Origin of the sequence: Pseudarthrobacter scleromae (assembly GCF_014644515.1) — a bacterium.
GTDB classification, from domain to species: domain Bacteria; phylum Actinomycetota; class Actinomycetes; order Actinomycetales; family Micrococcaceae; genus Arthrobacter; species Arthrobacter scleromae.
In genome coordinates, this window is the sequence record NZ_BMKV01000003.1 from 454696 (window position 1) to 477870 (window position 23175).

The 23175-nt window shown below is 65.9% G+C and carries 16 protein-coding genes and 1 pseudogene; 9 read left to right on the plus strand and 8 right to left on the minus strand.

Annotated elements, in window-relative coordinates:
• The first annotated feature begins 59 nt into the window (after window positions 1–59).
• From IEX33_RS10215 to IEX33_RS10225, 3 genes are read left to right on the plus strand one after another with little or no spacing between them, the layout of a single operon-like run.
• Complete coding sequence (locus tag IEX33_RS10215) at window positions 60–2603, plus strand: DEAD/DEAH box helicase (protein ID WP_188729822.1); 2544 nt, start codon at window positions 60–62, stop codon at window positions 2601–2603.
• A gap of 43 nt (window positions 2604–2646) precedes the next feature.
• Complete coding sequence (locus IEX33_RS10220) at window positions 2647–3147, plus strand: GNAT family N-acetyltransferase (protein WP_188729824.1); 501 nt, start codon at window positions 2647–2649, stop codon at window positions 3145–3147.
• Window positions 3140–4495, plus strand: coding sequence for an alpha/beta fold hydrolase (locus tag IEX33_RS10225; protein WP_188729827.1), 1356 nt, complete (start codon window positions 3140–3142; stop codon window positions 4493–4495). Before IEX33_RS10220 ends, IEX33_RS10225 begins: the two co-directional genes overlap by 8 nt.
• On the opposite strand, the gene IEX33_RS10230 is transcribed toward IEX33_RS10225, so the two are convergent.
• The 4 genes from IEX33_RS10230 to coaE form a co-directional block, all read right to left on the minus strand.
• Window positions 4481–5875 carry an MFS transporter gene (locus tag IEX33_RS10230; RefSeq protein WP_188729828.1) on the minus strand — a complete coding sequence of 465 codons (1395 nt, stop codon included), beginning with the start codon at window positions 5873–5875 and terminating at the stop codon, window positions 4481–4483. The two genes, IEX33_RS10225 and IEX33_RS10230, sit on opposite strands and share 15 nt — an antisense overlap.
• A gap of 105 nt (window positions 5876–5980) precedes the next feature.
• Window positions 5981–7009, minus strand: a complete 1029-nt coding sequence (locus tag IEX33_RS10235; protein ID WP_188729831.1) for a TerC family protein — start codon at window positions 7007–7009, stop codon at window positions 5981–5983.
• A 203-nt stretch (window positions 7010–7212) separates the two neighbouring features.
• Window positions 7213–9309 (minus strand): excinuclease ABC subunit UvrB, encoded by a 2097-nt coding sequence (gene uvrB / locus IEX33_RS10240; protein WP_188729833.1) that lies wholly within the window; start codon window positions 9307–9309, stop codon window positions 7213–7215.
• 80 nt (window positions 9310–9389) lie between these two features.
• Window positions 9390–10604 carry a dephospho-CoA kinase gene (coaE, locus tag IEX33_RS10245; protein ID WP_188729835.1) on the minus strand — a complete coding sequence of 405 codons (1215 nt, stop codon included), beginning with the start codon at window positions 10602–10604 and terminating at the stop codon, window positions 9390–9392.
• A 142-nt stretch (window positions 10605–10746) separates the two neighbouring features.
• Here coaE and IEX33_RS10250 point away from each other — a divergent pair, with 142 nt between their 5' ends.
• Window positions 10747–11436 carry an IMPACT family protein gene (locus IEX33_RS10250; protein WP_229675320.1) on the plus strand — a complete coding sequence of 230 codons (690 nt, stop codon included), beginning with the start codon at window positions 10747–10749 and terminating at the stop codon, window positions 11434–11436.
• Complete coding sequence (locus IEX33_RS10255; protein WP_188729839.1) at window positions 11420–11938, plus strand: GNAT family N-acetyltransferase; 519 nt, start codon at window positions 11420–11422, stop codon at window positions 11936–11938. Before IEX33_RS10250 ends, IEX33_RS10255 begins: the two co-directional genes overlap by 17 nt.
• A gap of 114 nt (window positions 11939–12052) precedes the next feature.
• On the opposite strand, the gene rpsA is transcribed toward IEX33_RS10255, so the two are convergent.
• Together rpsA and IEX33_RS10265 are read right to left on the minus strand one after the other, a co-directional pair.
• Window positions 12053–13531: a 30S ribosomal protein S1 gene (gene rpsA / locus IEX33_RS10260; RefSeq protein WP_013600871.1), complete on the minus strand. Its 1479-nt coding sequence runs from the start codon at window positions 13529–13531 to the stop codon at window positions 12053–12055.
• Window positions 13532–13750: 219 nt separating this feature from the next.
• Window positions 13751–15067 (minus strand): GNAT family N-acetyltransferase, encoded by a 1317-nt coding sequence (locus IEX33_RS10265; protein ID WP_188729841.1) that lies wholly within the window; start codon window positions 15065–15067, stop codon window positions 13751–13753.
• A 231-nt stretch (window positions 15068–15298) separates the two neighbouring features.
• Between IEX33_RS10265 and IEX33_RS10270 the strand changes: the two genes are divergently transcribed.
• A complete protein-coding gene (locus IEX33_RS10270) occupies window positions 15299–16756 on the plus strand; it encodes an APC family permease (RefSeq protein WP_188729843.1) in 1458 nt (485 codons plus the stop codon).
• A gap of 109 nt (window positions 16757–16865) precedes the next feature.
• Here IEX33_RS10270 and polA read toward each other — a convergent pair whose 3' ends face one another.
• The gene (polA, locus tag IEX33_RS10275) at window positions 16866–19550 is read right to left on the minus strand and encodes a DNA polymerase I (protein ID WP_188730148.1); all 2685 of its coding nucleotides are present in this window, start codon (window positions 19548–19550) and stop codon (window positions 16866–16868) included.
• 193 nt (window positions 19551–19743) lie between these two features.
• Between polA and IEX33_RS10280 the strand changes: the two genes are divergently transcribed.
• The 3 genes and pseudogenes from IEX33_RS10280 to IEX33_RS10290 all read left to right on the plus strand — a co-directional run bounded on the left by IEX33_RS10280 (window position 19744) and on the right by IEX33_RS10290 (window position 22505).
• Window positions 19744–20262, plus strand: a complete 519-nt coding sequence (locus IEX33_RS10280; RefSeq protein ID WP_188729845.1) for a hotdog fold thioesterase — start codon at window positions 19744–19746, stop codon at window positions 20260–20262.
• A gap of 161 nt (window positions 20263–20423) precedes the next feature.
• The gene (locus tag IEX33_RS10285) at window positions 20424–20726 is read left to right on the plus strand and encodes a hypothetical protein (RefSeq protein ID WP_188729847.1); all 303 of its coding nucleotides are present in this window, start codon (window positions 20424–20426) and stop codon (window positions 20724–20726) included.
• A gap of 197 nt (window positions 20727–20923) precedes the next feature.
• A pseudogene (locus IEX33_RS10290) lies at window positions 20924–22505 on the plus strand (DUF222 domain-containing protein).
• A gap of 53 nt (window positions 22506–22558) precedes the next feature.
• On the opposite strand, the gene IEX33_RS10295 reads toward IEX33_RS10290, so the two are convergent.
• Window positions 22559–23119, minus strand: coding sequence for a dihydrofolate reductase family protein (locus tag IEX33_RS10295; protein ID WP_188729849.1), 561 nt, complete (start codon window positions 23117–23119; stop codon window positions 22559–22561).
• Window positions 23120–23175 lie beyond the last annotated feature (56 nt).

The window sequence follows — 23175 nt, forward strand, 5'->3', positions numbered from 1 at the left end:
GAAGCCTAACCCGGGCCCGGCGGAATCCCGGGCCCGGCCGGGCACTAAGCTGGAAATCAATGAAACTCGTTGATCAGCTGACCCAGATTTCCGCCCCCAGCCTGCCTGCCGGCGTCGACCCCGATGACCTCTACACCCGGTTTGTGGAGTGGACAGAAAGCCGGGGACTGGCCCTGTATCCGGCGCAGGACGAGGCAATCATGGAGCTGGCAACCGGGGCCAACGTCATTTTGGCGACGCCCACCGGGTCCGGGAAGTCCCTGGTGGCCATCGCCGCCCACTTCCAGGCGATGGCCCAGGGCCGCCGCAGTTATTACACTGCGCCCATCAAGGCGCTGGTCTCCGAGAAGTTTTTTGCCCTGTGCGACATTTTCGGTGCTGAAAACGTGGGGATGATCACGGGGGATTCCGGCGTTAACCAGGATGCGCCCATCATCTGCTGCACGGCGGAGATCCTGGCCAACACCGCACTCCGCGAAGGGGCGGCCGCGGAACTGGGAACCGTCATCATGGACGAGTTCCATTTCTACTCCGACCCGCAGCGCGGCTGGGCCTGGCAGGTGCCCCTGCTGGAGCTCCCGCAGGCACAGTTCCTCCTGATGTCTGCCACGCTCGGCGACGTCAGCCGGTTCGAGGAAGGCCTGACGCATCTGACCGGGCGGCCCACCACCACGGTGAGCTCCGCGGAGCGGCCCATTCCGCTGCATTACTACTACCACGAGACGCCGGTCCACGAGACCCTGGAGGAACTGCTTTCCACCAAGCAGGTGCCGGTGTATGTGGTGCACTTCAGCCAGATCGAAGCGATCGACCGCGCCCAGACCCTGATGAGCATCAACGTCTGCACCCGCGAGGAGAAGGACGCGATCGCGGAGCTGATTGCGAACTTCCGGTTCGCGGCCGGCTTCGGCAAGACACTGAACCGGCTGGTCCGCCACGGCATCGGTGTGCACCACGCGGGGATGTTGCCGAAGTACCGCCGTCTGGTGGAACAGCTCGCCCAGGCGGGACTTTTGAAGGTCATTTGCGGCACTGACACGCTGGGGGTGGGCATTAACGTGCCCATCCGCACCGTCCTGCTGACCGCCCTGAGCAAGTACGACGGCGTCCGCACCCGCCTGCTTAACTCCCGTGAGTTCCACCAGATTGCGGGCAGGGCAGGCCGGGCCGGGTACGACACCGCAGGGACCGTGGTGGTCCAGGCGCCCGAGCACGTGACCGAAAATGTGAAGGCCATGGCCAAGGCCGTCGCCAAGTTCGGTGACGACCAGAAGAAGCTCCGCCAGGTGGTCAAAAAGAAGCCGCCGGAGGGCTTCGTGAGCTGGGGCGAACCAACGTTCAAACGGCTCGTCGAATCGGCGCCGGACCCGTTGACATCGAGTTTCACCGTGACCCACGCAATACTGATGAACCTGATGGAGCGGCCCGGCGACCCGTTTGCCGCTGCCCGCCGCCTGCTGACCGAAAACCACGAGTCCCGGTCCTCCCAGCTGCAGCTCATGAAGAAGGCTCTGGGCATTTACCGGGAGTTGCTCGCGGCGGAAGTCGTGGAACGGATCCCAGCCGATGAGCAGGGAGCGGATGGCCGCACGGTCCGGCTGACCGTGCACCTCCAGCCGAACTTCGCACTCAACCAGCCGCTGTCCCCCTTCGCACTTGCCGCACTGGAACTACTGGATCCGGAGTCGCCGTCGTACGCACTGGACGTGGTGTCCGTGATCGAGGCGACCCTGGAGAAACCGCGCCAGATCCTCTCCGCCCAGCAGAAGAAGGCCCGCGGCGAAGCGGTGGCGGCCATGAAGGCGGACGGCATCGACTACGACCAGCGGATGGCCATGCTGGACAGCGTCACCTACCCCCAGCCCCTGGCGGAAATCCTGGGCGAAGCCTTCGAGGTGTACCGGAAGGCGGCGCCCTGGGTGGGCGACTTCGAGCTGGCGCCCAAGTCCGTGGTCCGGGACATGTACGAGCGCGCCATGAACTTCGGCGAGTTCGTCCAGTTCTACGGACTGGCCCGTTCGGAGGGCATCGTCCTGCGGTACCTCGCGGACGCCTTCAAGGCCCTCCGCCAGACTGTGCCGCAGGACATGCTCCGCGATGACCTGGAGGACCTCGTCGCGTGGCTCGGCGAACTGGTCCGGCAGGTGGACTCCAGCCTCCTGGACGAATGGGAGGAACTTGCGTCCGGCCTGGCGCCCACACCGCATGACGCTCCCCCGCCTCCCCCGCCGTCGCTCACGTCCAACATCCGCGCCTTCAGGGTGATGGTCCGCAACGAGATGTTCCGCCGCGTGGAACTCTTTGCTGACGAGGACGCGGCAGCGCTGGGCGAACTCGACGGCGCCGCAGGCTGGAACGCCGAGCGCTGGGAAGACGCCCTGGACGACTACTTCGATGAACACGATGACATCGGAACCGGCCCTGATGCCCGCGGACCGGCACTGCTCATCATCACCGAGGAACGGGACCAGTGGAAGGTCCGGCAGATCTTCGAGGATCCGGCCGGCAACCACGACTGGGGAATTTCCGCCGAGGTTGACCTGGCCGCCTCCGACGAGACGGGCACCGCCGTGATCAAGGTGACGGACGTCAACCGGCTCTGAGCGGTCACACGCCAGCGCTGGAACCTGACGGTAAGCTCGAACAATGAGTGTAATCCGCCCCGCAACCCGGCAAGACGTACCCGCGATCCTTCGGATGATCCACGAACTGGCGCACTACGAGAAGGAGCCGGACGCCGTCCGGAACACACCGGAAATGCTCCAGGAAGTGCTGTTCGGCGAGAACCCGCGCGTGTTCGCAGCCATGGCCGAAAACCAGGCAGGGGAAGTCCAGGGTTTCGCCCTCTGGTTCCTGAACTATTCCACCTGGGAAGGCGTCCACGGGATCTACCTGGAGGACCTCTACGTCAGCCCGGAGGCCCGCGGCGAAGGGCACGGCAAGGCGCTGCTCCAGCACCTTGCCGCCACCGCAGTAGACAACGGATACGCCAGGGTGGAATGGAGCGTCCTGGACTGGAACGAGCCCTCCATCAACTTCTACCGCAGCCTTGGTGCCAGGCCCATGGACGGCTGGTCCACGTTCCGGCTCACCGGCCAGGCGCTCGAACAGTTCGGCAGTGCCGTCCCGGCCCGCGCCAATGGCTGACGCACGGATGCCGGCTCCGGCCAGCCCGGCGGTCCGGGTCCAGCACGAGGTAAGGGCACGGCACGAGTTCCGTGGCATGCGCACCGCTGAACACTTCTTCAGGGTGCCACTGGACCACTTCGGCGGCTTCCCCGATGGCGAAACCATCACCGTTTTTGCCCGCGAGTACGTCTCGGCCGCGCACTCCGAGGAACAGGCCTCCGAGCTTCCGTGGCTGCTTTTCCTCCAGGGCGGCCCGGGCGGGCGCGGCAACAGGTTCGGATCCCTGGGCGGCTGGAGCAAGGCGGCCGCCAGGGACTTCCGAATCCTGATGCTGGACCAGCGGGGCACCGGCCTCTCCTCGCCCATTGACCGCAGCACGCTTCCGCTGCGCGGACCGGCCGCGGCCCAGGCCGCGTACCTGGAACACTTCCGGGCCGATTCCATCGTGGCCGACGCCGAGCTGGTCCGGGAAGCCCTGGGGGCGGACCCGTGGACGGTGTACGGACAGAGCTACGGCGGCTTTTGTGCCCTGACCTACCTGTCCTTTGCCCCGCAGGGCCTTCGGGAAGTACTGGTCACCGGCGGCCTTGCGCCCCTGGCCGGCCCGGCCGACGACGTCTACCGCGCCACATTCCAGCGCGTGGCCGCCCGGAACGCCGAATACTTCGCCTGGTACCCGGAGGACCGTGCCGCCGTTGAGCGGATTGCCAGCCACCTGCGGCACACCCCGGAATACCTGCCCGACGGCGGTCCGCTCACCGTGGAGCGCTTCCAGATGGTGGGGGCTTTCCTCGGCGGCAACACCAGGGTGGACAGCCTGCACCACCTGCTGGAGGATGCCTTCACGGAAACCGCCGCAGGCCCACGGCTTTCCGACGCCTTCCTGGACCAGGTGCAGGGCATCGTGTCCCGCCGTTCCAATCCCCTCTACGCGCTGATGCACGAGTCCATCTACGGCCAGGGGCAGGCCACCGGGTGGGCGGCCTGGCGCGTCCTGGACGAGTATCCGGAGTTCAAGCCTGACGCTGAGCCGCTGCTCCTGACCGGCGAAATGGTCTATCCCTGGTATTTCGAGCAGGACCCGGCCCTTCAGCCCCTCCGGGAGGTGGCGGAACTGCTGGCCGCCAAAGAGGACTGGAAACAGCTCTACGACCGCGGGCAGCTGGCAGCCAACACGGTTCCCGTGGCCGCCGCCGTCTACTCGGACGATATCTATGTGGACCGGAAGCTGTCCCTGGAAACGGCGTCCGCCGTCCGCGGGCTGCAGGTGTGGGAGTCCGGGGACTTCCACCACGACGGCATCGCCGACGACGGGGAAGTGATCTTCGCCCGGCTCCTGGGCATGGCACGCTCAGGCGGCCGCTGACTGCCGCCGCCCGGCCATGACGGTCAGGAACGCCGCGGCCAGGACAGCTGCGCCCAAGGCACCTCCCAGGAGGTTGAGCCCCAGGTAGCCAATCCAGCTGAGGACCAGGCCGGACACTGCCCCGCCCACGGCGCCGGCAGCACCCATCAGCATGTCGGAAACGCCCTGCACCGCAACCCGCGACTGCTGCGCCACGCTTTCGGCCAGCAGCGTGGAGCCGGACACGGTGGCCGCGGACCAGCCCAGGCCCAGCAGGACCAGGCCCACCGCCACGGCGGCGGTGGATGCCTGGCCGAACCCGGCGACAGCCACGGCCGTCATCAGCAGGGTGAAACCGATCATGATGGTCTGGGCCCTGCCCGCTTTGTCCGTCAGCCAGCCCATCACGGGCGACAGGGCGAACATCCCGGCGATGTGCAGCGAGATGGTGAACCCGATGATCACCAGTACGTCGCCGGACGCCGTGTGGCCTGCATGGCTGGCGCCCGGGCCCTCCACCAGTTCCTGCAGGTGCAGGGGCGTCATGGACATCACGCCCACCATCACGGCGTGGGCTCCGACGACGGCGGCCACGGCCAGGAGCGCGGTCCGGGAGCCGCGGATGGCGCGCAGGCCCCGGGCGAGCGTCCCGCCGTCGTGCGCGCCCTGTCCGGCAGGGCCGCTACCTGAACGGCCGTCCACCCGCGGCGCCGCCGGCAGCTCCACGGCCTGCGCGGCCTGCAGACCCTCACGCGCCCGCTGGGCGGCGAGTTCCCTGGCGAGCAGCAACGGGTCCGGCCGAAGCCCAACAAAGAGCAGAACGGCTGCCAGGAGCAGGCCGGCACCGGAAATCACGAAGGGCCCGGCAACGGGTGGAAGACCCAGCGCCTGGCCCACCACGGTGCCGGGCTGGATCAGGTTGGGTCCGGTGACGGCGCCGATGGTGACCGCCCAGACCACCGTTGACAGGGCCAGGCCGCGGTGGTCGGGGTCGGCAAGGTCCACCGCGGCGAAGCGCGCCTGCAGGCTGGCAGCGCTGCCCACTCCGATGCCGGCGGCCCCCAGCACCAGCAGCACGAAGAGGCCGGACACCACCGCGAGCACCATCAGCACAGCACCCGCCAGTGCCGCGGACAGCCCGGCTACCTGCCCGATCCGGCGTCCCCGGCGGTCTGCCAGGGCGGCCAGAGGCAGTGCTGCCAGCGCCGCGCCCAGCGTCATTACTGTGGCCACGGCACCCGCCCAGGCGCTGGACCCTGACAGCTCGACCGCGAGGATCGATCCGATGGACACCGTGGCGCCGGTACCAATGCCGCCGAAAACCTGGGCCGTGCCCAGCAGCGCCACAGTGCGCCGCTGCACCTGGCGCACCCCTTGTTCCGTCATCAGGATTGGACCCATGCACCGAGCATAGTCCTCGCCGCGCCGCGCAGCAGGAACGGTTTAAAGCAGGCAATCCCGGCCGCACGGCGGCCGGGATTGCTTGCTGGTATCGGGAGGAAAGGGCTACTCGGCGTCGCTGTGGCTCTTCCGGATGTCGTCTTCGAGGCGGGGGTCCAGGTGCGCTTCCTTGGCCTTGGAGCTGACCAGGCTGGCGATCACGGCGATCACGATGGTGCCAACGATCACTGCCAGGGATACGAACGTGGGGATTTCGGGAGCCCATTCGATGTGCTGCCCGCCGTTGATGAACGGCAGTTCGTTCACGTGCATCGCATGAAGGACCAGCTTGACCCCGATGAAGGCCAGGATGAAGGACAGCGCGTGCTTCAGGTAGATCAGGCGGTTCATCAGGCCACCAAGCAGGAAGTACAGCTGGCGCAGGCCCATCAGGGCAAACAGGTTGGCCGTGAACACGATGAACGGGCTCTGGGTGAGGCCGAAGATTGCGGGGATGGAGTCGACGGCGAAGAGCAGGTCCGTCAGGCCGATGGTGATAAACACGATCAGCATCGGGGTGAATACCCTCTTGCCATCCACGGTGGTGCGCAGCTTGTTGCCGTCGAAGTTCTCCGACATGGGGAAGACCTTGCGGATCTTCGCGATGAGCGGGTTTTCCCGGTCTTCTTCGTCTTCGCCCTCGTCCTGGGCCTGCTTCCAGGCAGTCCACAGCAGGAACGCGCCGAAGATGTAGAACACCCAGCTGAACTGCTCAATGACGATGGCGCCGAGCAGGATGAAGATGCCGCGCAGGATCAGGGCGATGATGATGCCCACCATCAGCACTTCCTGCTGGTACTTCCGGGGCACGGAGAAGCGGGCCATGATAATGATGAAGACAAACAGGTTGTCGATGCTGAGGCTGTATTCCGTCACCCAGCCGGCGACGAACTGGCCGCCGTACTCAGGGCCGGTGAAGGCGAACATGGCGCCGGCGAACACCAGGGCGAGGCTGACATAAAACGCTACCCACAGTCCGGCTTCCTTCATGGAAGGTTCATGGGGACGCCGGACCACCAAAAGAAGGTCGATCAGGAGGATCAGGCCGAGGACGACAAGTGAGCCGACTTCGAACCACACGGGCAATTCGAGCACAGGGTAGCCTTTCGCAGGGTACAGAGATGCGGTGTAAGTCTCTCCGGCCTGCCTGTGCACTTGGTGCTGAAATGGCGGCCCGCTACGCCCGGCCGGGCAACTATGCCCTGCGTGTTGACGATCGTAGCGCTCGGGATACTCCCCTACGTGACCTTAACTGTACCGCAGTCACCCAGGCCGCCCGTCCCCCCGTTACCTTTGTGTCAGGCGTGCCCGGCCGCCTGCATCTGCCGCAGTTCCTTCTTCAGCTCGCCCACTTCGTCCCTGATCCTGGCTGCCACCTCGAACTGCAGTTCGGCGGCAGCACCGTGCATCTGCTCCGTCAACTGTTCGATCAGCCCCACCAGATCCTCCGCCGGTGCTGCTGCGAGGCCGTCTGAGCGCACTTGGGCGGCACCCTTCGCCGCGGACTTCCGTTTGCCGCCCTTGGCCAGCCGGCTGTTGTTGAGCAGCTCCTGGGTGTCGGCATCTTCCTTGGCCAGTTGGTCGGTGATGTCCGCAATCTTCTTGCGCAGCGGCTGCGGGTCCACCCCATGCTCGGTGTTGTAGGCCACCTGGATGGCTCGGCGCCGGTTGGTCTCGTCGATGGCATGCGCCATGGAGTCCGTGATGCGGTCGGCGTACATGTGCACCTGGCCCGAGACGTTACGGGCGGCGCGGCCGATGGTCTGGATCAGTGAGGTTGAGGAGCGCAGGAAGCCTTCCTTGTCCGCGTCCAGGATGCTGACCAGGGACACTTCCGGGAGGTCCAGGCCCTCACGAAGCAGGTTGATGCCCACCAGGACGTCGAACTTTCCCATCCGGAGTTCGCGCAGCAGCTCAACGCGCCGCAGGGTGTCCACGTCGGAGTGGAGGTACTCCACCTTGATGCCGTGGCCCAGGAGGTAGTCGGTGAGGTCCTCCGCCATCCGCTTGGTGAGGGTGGTGACCAGGATGCGCTCGTCCTTGGCGGTACGGGTCTTGATCTCCCCCAGCAGGTCATCGATCTGGCCCTTGGTGGGCTTGACCACCACCTCGGGATCGATGAGCCCGGTGGGCCGGATGATCTGCTGGACGAACCCGTCGGCCTTGCCGAGCTCGTACTTGCCGGGGGTGGCCGACAGGTAGACGGTCTGGCCGACGCGCTGAAGGAACTCGTCCCATTTCAGCGGCCTGTTGTCCATGGCTGAGGGCAGCCGGAAGCCGAAGTCCACCAGGTTCCGCTTGCGTGACATGTCGCCCTCGTACATCGCGCCGATCTGCGGGATGGTCACATGGGATTCGTCCACCACCAGCAGGAAGTCGTCCGGGAAGTAGTCGAGGAGGCAGTGCGGCGCCGTGCCGGGGGCGCGGCCGTCAATGTGCGAGGAGTAGTTCTCGATGCCGTTGCAGAAGCCCATCTGCTGCATCATTTCGAGGTCGTAGTTGGTCCGCATGCGGAGGCGCTGCGCCTCCACCAGCTTGTTCTGGCCCTCCAGCACCTTCAGCCGGTCGGCGAGCTCGTCCTCAATCCGCTTGATGGCCCTGGACATGCGCTCCGGCCCGGCAACGTAGTGGGAGGCGGGGAAGACATACATTTCCTCTTCGTCCCGGATCACCTCGCCGGTGAGCGGGTGGAGCGTGTGGATGTTCTCGATTTCGTCACCGAAGAACTCGATCCGGATGGCAAGTTCCTCGTACATCGGGATGATCTCCACGGTGTCCCCCCGGACCCGGAACGTGCCCCGGTGGAAGTCCATGTCATTGCGGGCGTACTGCATGGACACGAACTTCCGGAGGAGGTCGTCCCGGTTCATCTCCGCGCCCTTGCGCAGCGTGACCATGCCGGCGATGTATTCCTCCGGCGTACCCAGGCCGTAGATGCAGGACACTGTAGCCACGACGATCACATCCCGCCGGGTCAGCAGGGCGTTTGTGGCGGAGTGGCGGAGCCTTTCAACTTCCTCGTTAATGGAGGAGTCCTTCTCGATGAAGGTGTCCGTCTGCGCCACATACGCTTCGGGCTGGTAGTAGTCGTAGTAGGACACGAAGTATTCCACCGCGTTGTTGGGCAGCAGTTCGCGGAATTCGTTGGCCAGCTGTGCCGCGAGGGTCTTGTTCTGGACCATCACCAGGGTGGGGCGCTGGACCTGTTCGATCAGCCAGGCCGTGGTGGCGCTCTTACCGGTACCCGTGGCGCCGAGAAGCACCACGTCTTTTTCGCCGTTCTTGATGCGCTCCGTCAGTTCGGCAATGGCGGCGGGTTGATCGCCCGCGGGCTTGAATTCGCTGATGACCTCAAAGGGCGCCACAACACGGTTGATATCCTGCGCAAGGCTCATGGATCTAATCTACAACCGGGCACCGACACTATAAGGGCCCGTCCGTTACGGGCGAACAGCTCCGGTCCGCGGAACCGGCTTCACGACGCGTACGACGGCGGCGCCCAGCCGGTCTCGTCAGCCCAGGCGGACATCAGGGGCCATGCAACGTCCGTGAACCACGGTTCCTTGGCCTCCGCATATGCCCTCGTACCCGCCGAGCTGGCGAAGCGCCCCGCAAGGTCTGCCTTATGCCCTGCGTAAAGCATGCGTGCGGACGGGTTGGCCCGCAGCCAGTCCCGGAACATCAGGGCATAGCGCCATCCGGGCGAGCCGGCAACGCGGACGTGGATGTTGACTGGACGCGCGGGGTCCGCGTTGGCGTGGAACCGTTTCTGCCACTGCCCGGGATCCGGCGCACCAGGTTTAGGCGTATCGGACCCGGCACCGGGCACCAGGGGGAACCCGGCTGCCGCCAGCAGGGGTGCCGCACTGTCTGCTGCGTCCAGGCCGGAAACGGCAACCTGCAGGTCTATGACGTCCTTGGCGGCCAGGCCGGGGACGGACGTGGAGCCAATGTGGTCCACCGCCAGGATGAGCCCGTGGGCTGCGGACTTCAGCCTTGCCGAGATCCGGGCCGCGTCCTTGGCCCATTCCTCCCGATACGGCTCCATGACAGGTCCGCAGTTCCTCGCGGCACGCTTGCCTGCAGCGAGGTTGCGGGCGAAGGGCATCAGCCGGTCGTCCCAGAGCCGGTCCACCTGGACCAGCAGGTGCTGCACGCTGGCAGAATTGTCCAGGACGACGTCGGCCGCAGCCAGCCGATCCTTCCGCGTTGCCTGCGCGGCCATCCGCGACAGTGCAGCCTCCCGCGTCATCCCACGGTGCTCCAGCATCCGCTGGAGCCGCACGTCGTCCGGCGCATCCACCACCACCACCAGGTGGAAGTCGCTCCCCTGCCCGGTTTCCACAAGCAAGGGGATGTCCTGCACCACCACGGCATCTTCTGCCGCACCCGCCACAATAGCCGCGGCCCGTGCACGGACCAGGGGGTGGACAATCCCGTTGAGGGCCTCGAGTCGCTCGGGGCTGCCAAACACCAACGTGCCGAGTTTGGGGCGGTCCAGCCGGCCGTCGGCGCCAAGGACATCTCTGCCAAACTCCGCCACAACGCGGTCCAGGCCCTCGGTGCCGGGCTCCACCACTTCACGGGCCAACGCATCAGCATCCACGAGCACCGCGCCGCGTTCTTTCAGGCGCGAGGCCACCACTGACTTCCCGGAGGCGATGCCGCCCGTCAACCCGATCTTGAGCATCCCCCCACCCTAATCGCCCGGCCCAGGTCCACGTGCATCTCCTAAATGCCACATGCTGGCCGCAAGAGCGCGGGCGACGACGAGTACGCGCGGCAGCCCATGGCTTGCCGGGTCATGGGAGCCTGGGCCTAGACTTGGGCGGGTGCAAGGGGAAGAGAGCAGGGCCACCAGCTACACCACACTGGCGGCGGGCTCCGATTTCCGCCACGAGCTGGAGATCAAGCGTTCCCGGTTCATCACTGTGCTGCGCCGGGCAGACAGCGAGGACGCTGCACGGGACCTGGTGGCAGGCCTCCGCCGCGAGTTCCACGACGCCCGGCACCACTGCTCGGCGTTTATCATCGGACCCGACCGGAGCATCCAGCGCTCCAACGACGACGGCGAACCGTCCGGAACAGCGGGCCTTCCCATGCTGGAAGCTTTGGCCAAACGGGAGACGACGCCCGGGGCCGCCGACCTCAGCGACGTAAGCGCCGTCGTCGTCCGCTACTTCGGCGGTGTCCTGCTCGGGGCGGGCGGACTGGTGCGGGCATACTCCGAGTCCGTGTCCTCGGCGCTAACCCTTGTGCCGCTGGTGCGCCGCAGGCGCCTGCGAATCTGCTCGGTGGAAGTGCCGCATGCTGCGGCCGGGAAGCTCGAAAACGACCTGCGGGCCGCAAACCTGGTGATGGCCGGAACCAGCTACGGATCCCGGCACACCGTCCTGCAGGTGGCGGTGCCGGACAACGCCGGCGCAATAGCGGACGCCGCAGAACGGGTGCAGTTGCTGACGGCCGGCAGTGCCTCGCTGGTGGCGAAGGGAACGGAGTGGGTGGATGTCCCCTTCACCTGAGGTGTCCCTGGTGGACGTGGATGAGGCGGTGCTGGACGGGCTCCTTGCCCTCGCTAAGCGCGATGCCTCCCCCGATGAGGTGGCTCCCCCGCTGGGCGGGCCGGGCTGGAACCCTGAGCGGACTGCCTGGTTCTTCGGTTACCACCGCGCCGCCGCCCACGGCCTGGACGGCCTTGCCGGGGAGAAGACGTGGGGAATTCTCGCCGATGGCAGCCTCGCCGGATCCATCCGGCTGCGCCGCATCGCATCCGGCACCACGGCAGCCGGACCCGCCGGAGCGGCGGCCGATACGGGTATCTGGCTTGGCCGGAGCTTTCGGTCCCGGGGCATTGGCGCCGCCGCGTTGCGGCTGGTGCTGGATGAGGCCCGAAGGGCGGGACTTTCCCGGGTGATTGCCCGCACCCTGGCGGGAAACGTGGGCGCCCAGCGCATTCTGGCCTCAGCCGGGGCCGTCCTGACGCACGACGACGACGGGACGGTCCGCGCCGTCGTCGAACTTTAAGGCGCTGGGTGACGCCTGACCGACTGTAGCCAACAGTTGGGTTAAAGCAACAGACCCCCTGCCTTGTGGGCAGGGGGTCTGTTGCGTGGGCCCGGAAAACCGGGCCGGTGGCAATTAGTTGCCGGTCAGCTTCTCGCGCAGGGCGGCGAGAGCCTCGTCGGATGCAAGCGTGCCTGCACCGGCGTTGGACTCAGCAGCCGGCTCCGAGGAGTAGCTGGTGGTGCCGGAATCGCTGTCACCGGACGTTGCAGCAGCAGCGTCGTCGGCAGCGTGCTGGGCAACCTGCTTCTTGTGGGCTTCCCAGCGGGTCTGGGCGTCAGCGTACTGCTGCTCCCAGGCGGCGCGCTGGTTCTCGTAGCCTTCAAGCCACTCGTTGGACTCGGGATCGAAGCCCTCGGGGTACTTGTAGTTGCCCTCTTCGTCGTACTCTGCGGCCATGCCGTACAGAGCGGGATCGAATTCGGTGCTGTCGGCGTCGACGCCCTCGTTGGCCTGCTTGAGGGACAGCGAGATGCGGCGGCGTTCCAGGTCGATGTCGATGACCTTGACGAACAGCTCGTCGCCAACGGAGACAACCTGCTCGGCCAGTTCCACGTGGCGGACAGCCAGCTCGGAGATGTGGACCAGGCCTTCGATGCCGTCTTCGACGCGGACGAACGCACCGAACGGAACCAGCTTGGTGACCTTACCCGGAACAACCTGGCCCAGGGCGTGGGTGCGGGCGAAGGTCTGCCACGGATCTTCCTGCGTAGCCTTGAGCGACAGGGAAACGCGCTCGCGGTCCAGGTCCACTTCGAGAACCTCGACAGTGACTTCCTGGCCAACTTCGACAACCTCGGACGGGTGGTCGATGTGCTTCCAGGACAGCTCGGAAACGTGAACCAGGCCGTCTACGCCGCCCAGGTCCACGAAGGCACCGAAGTTGACGATGGAGGAAACGACGCCGGGACGGACCTGGCCCTTTTCCAGCTTGTTGAGGAACGTGGAGCGGACCTCGGACTGGGTCTGCTCGAGCCATGCACGGCGGGACAGCACAACGTTGTTGCGGTTCTTGTCCAGCTCGATGATCTTGGCTTCGATCTGCTGGCCGATGTACGGAGCCAGGTCGCGCACACGGCGCATCTCGACGAGGGATGCGGGCAGGAAGCCGCGCAGGCCGATGTCGAGGATAAGACCACCCTTGACGACCTCGATGACGGTACCGGTGACAACACCGTCTTCTTCCTTGACCTTCTCGATGTCGCCCCAGGCACGCTCGTACTGAGCGCGCTTCTTGGAGAGGATCAGGCGGCCTTCTTTGTCTTCCTTGGTGAGCACCAGGGCTTCGACCTGATCGCCAACGGAGACGACGTCTCCGGGATCAACATCGTGCTTGATGGACAGCTCACGGGAGGGGATGACACCTTCGGTCTTGTAACCGATGTCGAGCAGGACTTCATCGCGGTCGACCTTGACGACGGTACCTTCGACGAGGTCTCCGTCGTTGAAGTACTTGATGGTGGCGTCGACAGCTGCGAGGAAGTCCTCAGCGGTACCGATGTCGTTAATAGCGACTACGGGGGTACCGGGCTTCTCGGTGGAGGTGATGGTCATGTAGTAGGGGCTCCGTTGTGGATAGTTAGTTGATCAGGCGACCACCACTTCCGGGTACTGACCTGGAGGCGGAGCGCGGCGGATTTGCCGGGTCATCCTGATTGCGCGGCGTTTACGTGCAGCCAAAGCTGGGCACACGTAACACACGCCTGTTCATTCTAGTCGTTGCCCGTTACGAGGGTCAAAGCGAGGCACGCGGGCTTGACGTGTCCTTGCAGTTCAGAAGTGGGTGAGGCAGTGCGTTGCCCGCTCCACCGCGAACATCTGCCGCGCTTTCAGTGCGGCGCCGGGCGTGGTTTCGGTGATCCGCCCCGCCGCGGCCAACGTGACGGGACACACCCCGCCCAGGTAGATCGAGGACAGGGCGGAGACATCCAGCGCCAGGTCCGCCGGGGCGGTGTCAGGCAAGCGCTCGACGGCGGCCTGGCCGCCGTCGACGTCCAGGGCGTACTTGCCTGCCGTCAGGTCCAGCGGGTCCGCAATGCCGAAAACAAGCCGGCCGTCCGCCGGGTAGTGCCGGGCTTCCAGCGCCTTGCCGGCGTCGAGGAGGCGGAGCCACAGCATGTCCCGGCTGTCCGACGAATCGATGCAGCGCGGGTCGTCGAGCGCCCACGCCAGGGGGTCGTCAACCGGCGCTTCGTCCCACGAGACGCGTTCCACCAGGTCGATGGCGCCGAGGAACTGCCACAGTTCCAGGTAGGCGTCATTGCCGGCTGCCACCAGGTCCACGACCTCCACGGTGTAGGGCTCCGTATCCCAGCCCAGGAACTTGTAGGAGACATAGCCGTCAATGTCGCCGCCCGGACCGTAGTGGAGCGCAACCTTGACGGCAGGGTCCTCCTTGCCGTCACGGCCCAAGGACCCGGACGCCAACTGCCGGTACCAGTCCTGCCTGCCCAGGGACCCGGGGGTAAGCCGGTGCACACGCTCGAAGACCTCCGGCGCCAGGTGCAGCAGGGCTTTGGGATCGGCAATCTCCACGCTTCCGGCAGGCTGGTGGCGGAGGTTGAAGCGCGCGGTGGTGTCCACCTTGACGGTGCGTTCAAAGCTGGCCACGCCGTAACCGAAACGGCCGTAAATGGTCCCTTCCGAGGCGGTAAGGGCGGCCATGGCGATGCCGTCATCCTTGGCGAGGCGAAGGTCCTCGCTCATCATCGTCCGCAGGAGGCCCCGCCGCCGGTGCGACGTGCGGACGGTCACCGACGTGACCATCTGGGATTCGAGCATCCGGCCAAATCCGATATTGAGGGTCTTGCGGAAGGTTGCGAAGGTGGCCACCGGCACCGTTGCCGGCATGGAGGACGGCGCCACCGCCCCGGTCTGGTAAACGCCGGTGAGCGCCCGGCCGTCAGCTTCATATGTGGCGAGCGTTTTTGCCACGTGCTCAGGAGTCCTGGTGGATTCGTGGAAGCCAAAGGACACAGCACGCGACCAGGCTTCCGCCTCCGCGTAACCGTCCTTGCCCTCGGAGACAGCGCCAAAGCGCCGGATTTCATAGTTGCCACTCAGTTCAGCCACGGTTACGAGCCTAGTCATGGCCGGCGGCCTTCACCAGTCACACACGCACCCCATCCGCAGCTCCGCCACAGGCACCGTCGTCGGCATCCTGTTCAAACAGGGCTGCAGCATCCTGGGCCAATGCACAGTGCGCGGTCAGCCTTGGGGGTCTAAGTTAGAGCAGGACGTGACGCGCTTCACAGGCGTGGGACAAGCGGTCTGCGCCCACGCAAATTTTCTGCCCGCAGTACCTGACCCTAGCGAGGACACATGCAAGTTTCCCAAGCGGAACAAACACCGGACGCATCCCTACTGAAAGTCCTGGGCAACTGGGACGCCCTGGCACTCGGATTCGGAGCCATGATCGGTTTCGGCTGGGTGGTCCTCACCGGCGGCTGGATCGCGTCCGCCGGCACTATGGGGGCCGTCCTGGCCATGATCACCGGTGGCGCCATCATGGGCGTGGTGGGTCTGACCTACGCCGAGCTGACTGCGGCCATGCCGAAGGCGGGCGGTGAACACAACTTCCTGCTCCGTGGGATGGGCCCACGGTGGTCCTTCATCGGCTCCTGGGCCATCACCGGCGGATACATCACCATTGTTGCCTTTGAGGCCGTGGCCCTGCCCCGGACTGCGCAATACCTCTTCCCGAACCTCAGCCAGATCCCGCTGTGGGAAGTGGCGGGCTACCAGGTGCACCTGACCTGGGCGCTGGTGGGGGCTGTCGCAGCGGTAGTGATCACTGGAATCAACATCCTCGGTGTGAAGCTTGCCGGTGTGGCCCAGACGTTCGTGGTGGTCTTCCTGCTGGTCATTGGCCTGATGCTGGTGTTCGGTTCCTTCGTTGGAGGTTCGGCGACGAACATGGAGCCCTTCTTCACGGGCGGCCTGAACGGCTACTTCGCCGTCCTGGTGGTGGTTCCGTTCCTGTTCGTGGGCTTCGACGTCATCCCCCAGTCAGCCGAAGAAGTGAACATCCCCGCCCGGCAAATAGGCAGGCTCGTCGTCGTCGCCGTCATCCTCGCAACCATCTGGTACGTCATGACTGTTTTGACCACGTCCTCTGCGATGCCCGCGGGAGAGATCGCACAGGCTGATATTGCAACAGCCGATGCCATGGGTGCGCTGTTCGGCAGTGACGTGATGGCGAAGATCCTGATTGCCGGTGGAATCGCGGGAATCCTGACCTCATGGAACTCGCTGCTTCTGGGCGCCTCGCGCCTGATGTTCTCGATGGCGCGTTCCGGCATGCTGCCCGCGTGGTTCGCCAAGCTGCATCCGAAGTACCGCACTCCGGTCAACGCGCTCCTGTTCATTGGCGTGCTGTCCTTCGTTGCGCCGTTCTTCGGCGTATCGATGCTCGGCTGGCTTGTGGATTCGGGGGCGCCCAGCATCGTTATTGCCTACATCCTGGTCGCCGTGGTGTTTGTGATCCTGCGCCGGCGCGAGCCCGGGATGGACCGGCCGCTCCGCGTGGGCGGCCAGGGCAACGGCGGCGTCATAATCGGCGTTACCGCGGTGGTCCTCTGCCTGGGACTGCTCAGCCTCTACATGCCCGGCATGCCCGCAGCCCTCACCCCGCCGCCGTGGATCCTGTTCGGCCTCTGGTGGGTGCTCGGAGCGGTCCTGCTGTTCCGCATCCCGTCCGGCATCACGCCCGGCGCGGATGCTGAGCACGACCTGCTGGAGCGGCTCAGGCAGCGGCGGGAGTCGGCAAGGAACAGCTGAGTATCCCTGCCCTGTTGTCCCTGCCAGACTGTCCCCGCCCGGGGGCCTGCTGACAACGCGAAAGAGGTGGGACGGTTATCCGTCCCACCTCTTTCGCGTTGCGCGTGGCTTAGTGCCCGGCGTCGTACCAGCTGGGTCCGACGCCGATCTGGACCTCCAGCGGAACGCTGAGGTCCGCCGCGGCGGCCATCTGCTCGGTAACCAGTTTCTCCACGGCTGCGCGTTCGCCCGTGGCGACCTCCAGGACGAGTTCGTCATGGACCTGGAGCAGCATCCGTGACTTCAGTCCCTGGGCCTTCAGTTCAGCGTGGACACCGAGCATGGCACGCTTGATGATGTCCGCCGCCGAGCCCTGGATGGGGCTGTTCAGTGCGATGCGCTCGGCGTTTTCGCGCAGCTGCCTGTCCGTGCTGGTCAGGTCCGGCAGGTACCGCCTGCGTCCCTCGATGGTGGCCGTGTAGCCGTCCACGCGGGCCTGGTCGACGACGCCGCGGAGGTAGTCCCGGACGGCGCCGAACCGGTCGAAGTAGTCCTTCATGAGGGTGCGTGCCTCATCCACGGAGATCTCCAGCTGCTTGGACAGGCCGAAGGACGTCAGGCCGTAGGCCAGGCCATAGGACATGGCCTTCACCTTGGAGCGCATGGCGCTGGTGACCTCTTCGGTGGGCACGTGGAAGATGTTCGAGCCAACGAACCGGTGCAGGTCCTCGCCGTCCTTGTAGGCCTGGATGAGGCCCTGGTCGCCGGACAGGTGCGCCATGATGCGCATCTCAATCTGCGAGTAGTCTGCGGACAGCAGGCATTCATAGCCCTCCCCCACCACGAAGATGCCGCGGACGCGCCGGCCTTCCTCGCTGCGGATGGGGATGTTCTGCAGGTTGGGGTTGTTGGAGGAGATCCGGCCTGTTGCTGCCACGTTCTGTGCGTACGTGGTGTGGATGCGGCCGTCCTCTGCCACCGATTTCTTCAGGGATTCAAGCATCTGGCGCAGCTTGGCGGCCTCCCGGTGGGCCATCAGCTGCACCAGGAACTCGTGCCCGGTCTTTTCCAGCAGGTTCTTCAGCGAGGCCGCATCCGTGGTGTAGCCCGACTTGATCTTCTTGGTCTTGGGCAGCTGGAGTTCCTCGAACAGGACCGTCTGGAGCTGCTTGGGCGAGCCCAGGTTGACCTCGTGGCCGATCGCCGCGAACGCCTGCTCCTGCGCCTGGTCGATGACCCTGGCAAGGTCGGCGAGCTGGTCGTCCATGCGTGCCATGTCGATGCCGATGCCGGCGAGTTCCATGTCCGCCAGGACCCGGCTGACGGGCAGCTCCAGGGTGGACAGGAGTTCCTCGGCCCGGCGCTCCTTCAGTTCCGATTCGAAGTAGCCGCTGAGGGCAAGGACGACGGCGGCAGCCTGGACCAGCGCGTCGGCGGCGGCATCGTCCTCGCCGTCGAAGGAGAGCTCCAGCTGCCCTGCCTTGGCTGTTGCGCCCGGGATGCCCACGTTCAGGTGGTGCTGGGCCAGCTCGGCGAGTTCATAGGTGCGCCGGTCGGGCTGGATCAGGTAGCCGGAGATGGAGGTGTCGTCCACGACGCCTTCCAGCTCCAGCCCAAGGGAGGTCAGGGCCTTGAGGGCGGCCTTGAAGCCGTGCATGACCTTCGGAGCGCCGGGGTCGCGCAGCCAGGCAGCCAGGACGTTCTCCGTGTCGGCGTCCTGTCCGGACAGGTCAATGTAGGCGGCGGCGCCGTCCCGGACGATGGCCAGCGCTGCGGCGTCCTCGCCGATGCGGCCAGGGATGAGGTCCACAGCGAGGGCGGAGCGTTGTCCGGCGCCTGCGGCCAGGAATGCGGACAGTTCCGCGGCGTCAGCCGGGGTGACGTACTCGGGAGTGTCGATGCTCTCCCGCTCGGCGGCGGGCTTGTCCTCATCGCCGTACAACGCGAAGAGCCTGTTGCGGATGGTCTTGAATTCGAGCTTGTCGAAGAGGTCCTCAAGTGCTGCCTGGTCCGGGCGCGGCTGGTACAGGTCATCGAGTGTGACGGGGAGTTCAAGGTCCGTGTGGAGCTGGTTCAGCCGGCGGTTCCGCTTCACGGCGTCGACGTTCTCGCGCAGCGCGTCGCCCACCTTCCCGCCAATGGAATCCAGGTGTTCCAGGACGCCCTCGAGCCCCCCGTAGAGGTTGATCCACTTTGCCGCGGTCTTCGGCCCGACGCCGGGCACGCCCGGGAGGTTGTCCGCGGTTTCGCCCACCAGTGCGGCGAGGTCGGAGTACCTGCCGGGGCTGACGAAGTACTTTGCCTCGATGGCGGCGGCATCCATCCGCGGAATATCGCTAACGCCCTTTTTGGGGTAAAGCACAAAGACGTTGTCCGTGATGAGCTGGAACGCGTCCCGGTCCCCTGACACCAGCAGTACCTCGTACCCGGCCTTTTCACCCATGGCGGCGAGGGTGGCCAGGATGTCGTCAGCCTCATAACCGGGCATTTTGATGGTCTTGATGCCCCAGGCCTCCATGACCTGCCCAATGAGGTCAATCTGGTTGTTCATCTCCCGGGGGGTTTCGTTCCTGCCACCCTTGTATTCGCTGTATTCGGTCTTGCGGTGGGTGGACTCGTCGGAGACGTCGAAGGCCACGGCGATGTGGGTTGGCTGCTGCTCCTTGATGAGGTTGATCAGCATGGAGGTGAATCCGTGGATGGCGTTGGTGTGCTGCCCGTTGGTGGTTGAGAACTTGTCCGCAGGGAGCGCGAAAAAAGCGCGGAATGCCATGGAGTGGCCGTCCAGGACGAGCAGCCGCGGCTGGCCGGTCATGGGGACTACGGGGGCGGCGGTCGCTGAAACGGACCCGCCGGCCGGGACCCCAGCGTTGTCCTGACCTGCACCTTCCCCGACTGCAGCGTCCTGGAGGGCGGTTGAGCCCTGCGGGGCGTTGTCCTCCTGCAGGGTTTGGGACGGGAAAGGGGCCGGTTTGGTTGTTTCACTCACAGGTGCCAGCCTAGTTGCCATGATGGACAATTTCACGCCCGGCCCCTTCGCCGAAGAGCTTTCCGCCGCCGGCATCCCTGAGCACCTGCACGCCTGGCTGGGGCGGTTCGGGATCGGCGCCCTGGTGGTGAAAATGGGGATCCGGTTCCAGGAGATGAGCCCCGAGCGCAGCGTTGCCACCATGCCGGTGGAGGGCAACACGCAGGTCGCGGGAATCCTCCACGGCGGGGCACACGTGGTGCTCGCCGAAACACTGGGGTCCTTCGCCGCCGGGATGCATGCCGGGCCGGGCCGCCATGCGGTGGGCATCGAGGTCAACGCCACCCATCACCGCTCCATCTCCACCGGAACCGTGACGGGAACGTGCACAGCCATCCATTTGGGCCGGACCCTGGCCACCCATGAGATCGTGATGACTGACGAGCAGGGCAGGCGGCTGTCCACGGCACGCATCACCAACATGATCCGGGACAACGTCCCGAGCCCGGCCCAAAAGGGGTCGATCAGTCCATCGCAGGGAACGACTGACGACGGCTGACAGTGACGATGCCGACGGCGGCCGCGTAACCTCAACCCATGGGAAGGATCAGCGGAATCTGGATTGTCGGTGTCTCATTGCTGCTGACCGCGTGTTCCGCTGCACCGGCGTCAATTGCTGAATCAGAACACACGGGCGGGCTCCCTGCTGAAGCAATTACCGTGACTCAAGACTCCTCCGGCCGAGACCTTGCATACCCTTTTCCCACGGCAGGCTGGCTGGACGGCGGCGCCAGGTTCGCCGTTGTGCTGGCCGGCAGTTCGAGCTGCCCTGCATTTCCGTCCTCCATCGACGTTGCCGATGCTTACACCATTAAGCTTGGCCTCGACACCCGCGGCGGACCCGCCTGCACAGCCGACATGGCGCCACGCACCTACATCATCAGGACGCCTTCCGATATAGACAGTTCGCGTCAGGTGACACTCCTGTTTGGCGAAACCACCGTGGCGCTGCCGCCGCTGTAGCCGACCGGCTCCCGACCCCTGACTCCCGGCTCCCGGCTCCCGGCTCCCGGCTCCCGGCTCAATCAGGGTCCGCCAGGGTCACCTGGGCGCCAGCAGGCGGGGCAGGATTGGCGATTTCCGGTGGCAACGCCGCTGAGAAAATCTCCGCCGTGGGGGCTGTCCGCCTCATTGTCGGACCCCCTTGGCATGATGGGTTTATGGGCAGGGAAGCGGTGGCGAGGGCGTTTGCGGATATCAGGGCCGCCCTTGCCGTGCTCAACGCTGAGGTGGACGCGTGCGGTTCGGAGCCGTTCTCTGCTGCTGATCCGTTGGCCGGGCTGGCGGACGGGAGCCTGGACATCCTCGCCGGCGCGGCGGCTGTGGAGGCCGGCGTGGCGGGCCTGAAGGCCCGAGCTGCCATGAAGTACGCCGGCACCGCCCATGCCCTGGTCCCTCCCGGGATGCCGGTGCAGGCGCAGGAAATGGCTGTGGCCGCCGAGATCGGGTGCGTGCTGGCCATCGGGCCGCGGACCGCCAGCGCCTTCCTGTCCGTATCCCACGCCCTGACCACCACCCTGCCCCTGACCTTCTCTGCCCTGCAGGCCGGCACGCTCTCCTGGCAGCACGCCCAGGTCATGGCAGACGAGGCAGCCACCCTCGACCCCACCGCCGCCACCGCCCTGGAAGCCCACTTCCTGGACCCCGACACACCAAGACCAGCCGCCGCAGCCACGATCGGGGAGATGCCCGCGCACCGGTTCCGGCACAAAGCCCGCACCTGGCGCGAACGCCACCATCCCGAATCCCTCGAGAAACGCCATACCAACGCCGCGGCAGACCGGCGGGTCGACTACAGGCCGGACCAGGACGGCATGGCCTGGCTCTCCGCCTGCCTCCCGGCCCACCAGGCAATGGCAGGCTGGAACCGGCTCAACGCCCTCGCCCGCGCCGCACAAGGACCCCACGAACCCCGCACCCTCACCCAACTCCGCGCCGACCACTTCGCCGACGCCATCCTCACCAGCGGCACCAACAGTGGCAGCAACCACGGGAGAGCCGACAGTCCCGGCATACCTGCAGACACCAGCGTCGCGGCGGGCACCAGCGCCGCGGCAGATACCAGCAGCGGGGCAGATGCAGGAACGGATCCCGCCCCGTCGTCGTCGATCCGGGCCCAGGTCCTCGTCACCGTCCCGGTCTTCGCCCTCATGGGCCTGACCGACGAGCCAGCCATGCTCGACGGATACGGACCCATCCCAGCCTCCATGGCACGGGACCTGGTCGCCAACGGGGCCGATTCGTTCCACCGCGTCCTGGTCGATCCGCGGGACGGGGCCCCGCTGGAGATCGGCCGGACCAGCTACCGGGTCACCAAAGCCATGCGGAACTGGCTCCGGCTGCGAGACGGCCAGTGCCCCTTCCCCGGCTGCAGCAACCCCTCCCTGGATAACGAGGCAGACCACCTCCTCGCCTGGCACCACGGCGGAACCACCGGAATCAGCAACCTCGGACAACCCTGCCCGAAACACCACAAACTCCGGCACACCACCGGCTGGACACCAACACCAGCCACCCGGCTGGACCTCACCCACCGGCCGCCACTACAAAAGCGAACACCAAGACTGGCAACCACCCCACTGGCCGGAGTCTGCCCTGTCCGCCATGCCCGCGAACCTGAAACCCGGTGAGCAGCGCCGGGAACGTCACAGGGGGCAGGCACACCGCCCCGCGGATCTGCTTCATCGCGGGCTATCCCAGGCAGAAGTCGAGCTGGAGGAGTTCTTCTATGGCAGCGGCTGACCATGCGGCTGCGCGGTCATTGATCTGCATGCCGACCGTTTTACGCCGTTGACCTATGTGCCGCTGGCCGCGCTGCCATCCAAAAGGTACCGCAGCTCAACGATGCCCCTGCCCATGGTGCGGGAGGCAACCAGCTCGAGAGGCGGCGTCGGCCCTTCCAGCGGGAGCAGCCGCTTGCCGCTTCCCAACACCACGGGAATCACGGACAAGATGATTTCGTGGAGCAGACCGGCGCCGGCGAACTGCGCGGCCAGGTTGCCGCCGCCTACCACCCAGACGTTCTTTCCGCCCGCGTCGCGTTCGAAGTCCGCTGCGAACTCGGTAACATCCCCGCGGACGAACGTGATGTCAGCACCTGCCGGGGCCGGGTACTCATGGTGGGTGAACACGTAGGACGGCGTGGCGGGGTAAGGCCAGTTGTCCGATTCGTGTTCCAGAAGCCAGGAATAGGTTTCTCCACCCATGACAATGCAGCCCACATCCGCCATGAACGACTCGTAGCTTTCCTTACCGCCTTCGAATCCGTCGAACTGCAGGAGCCAGTCCAGGTCATCAGTGGGGGTGGCAATAAAGCCGTCCAGGGATGCGGCAACGTAGTACTGGATGTGAGGCATGGGCCAAGCCTAGCCAACCGCACCTGCCCCTGCCAGAGACTGGTTGGACCCGAGGA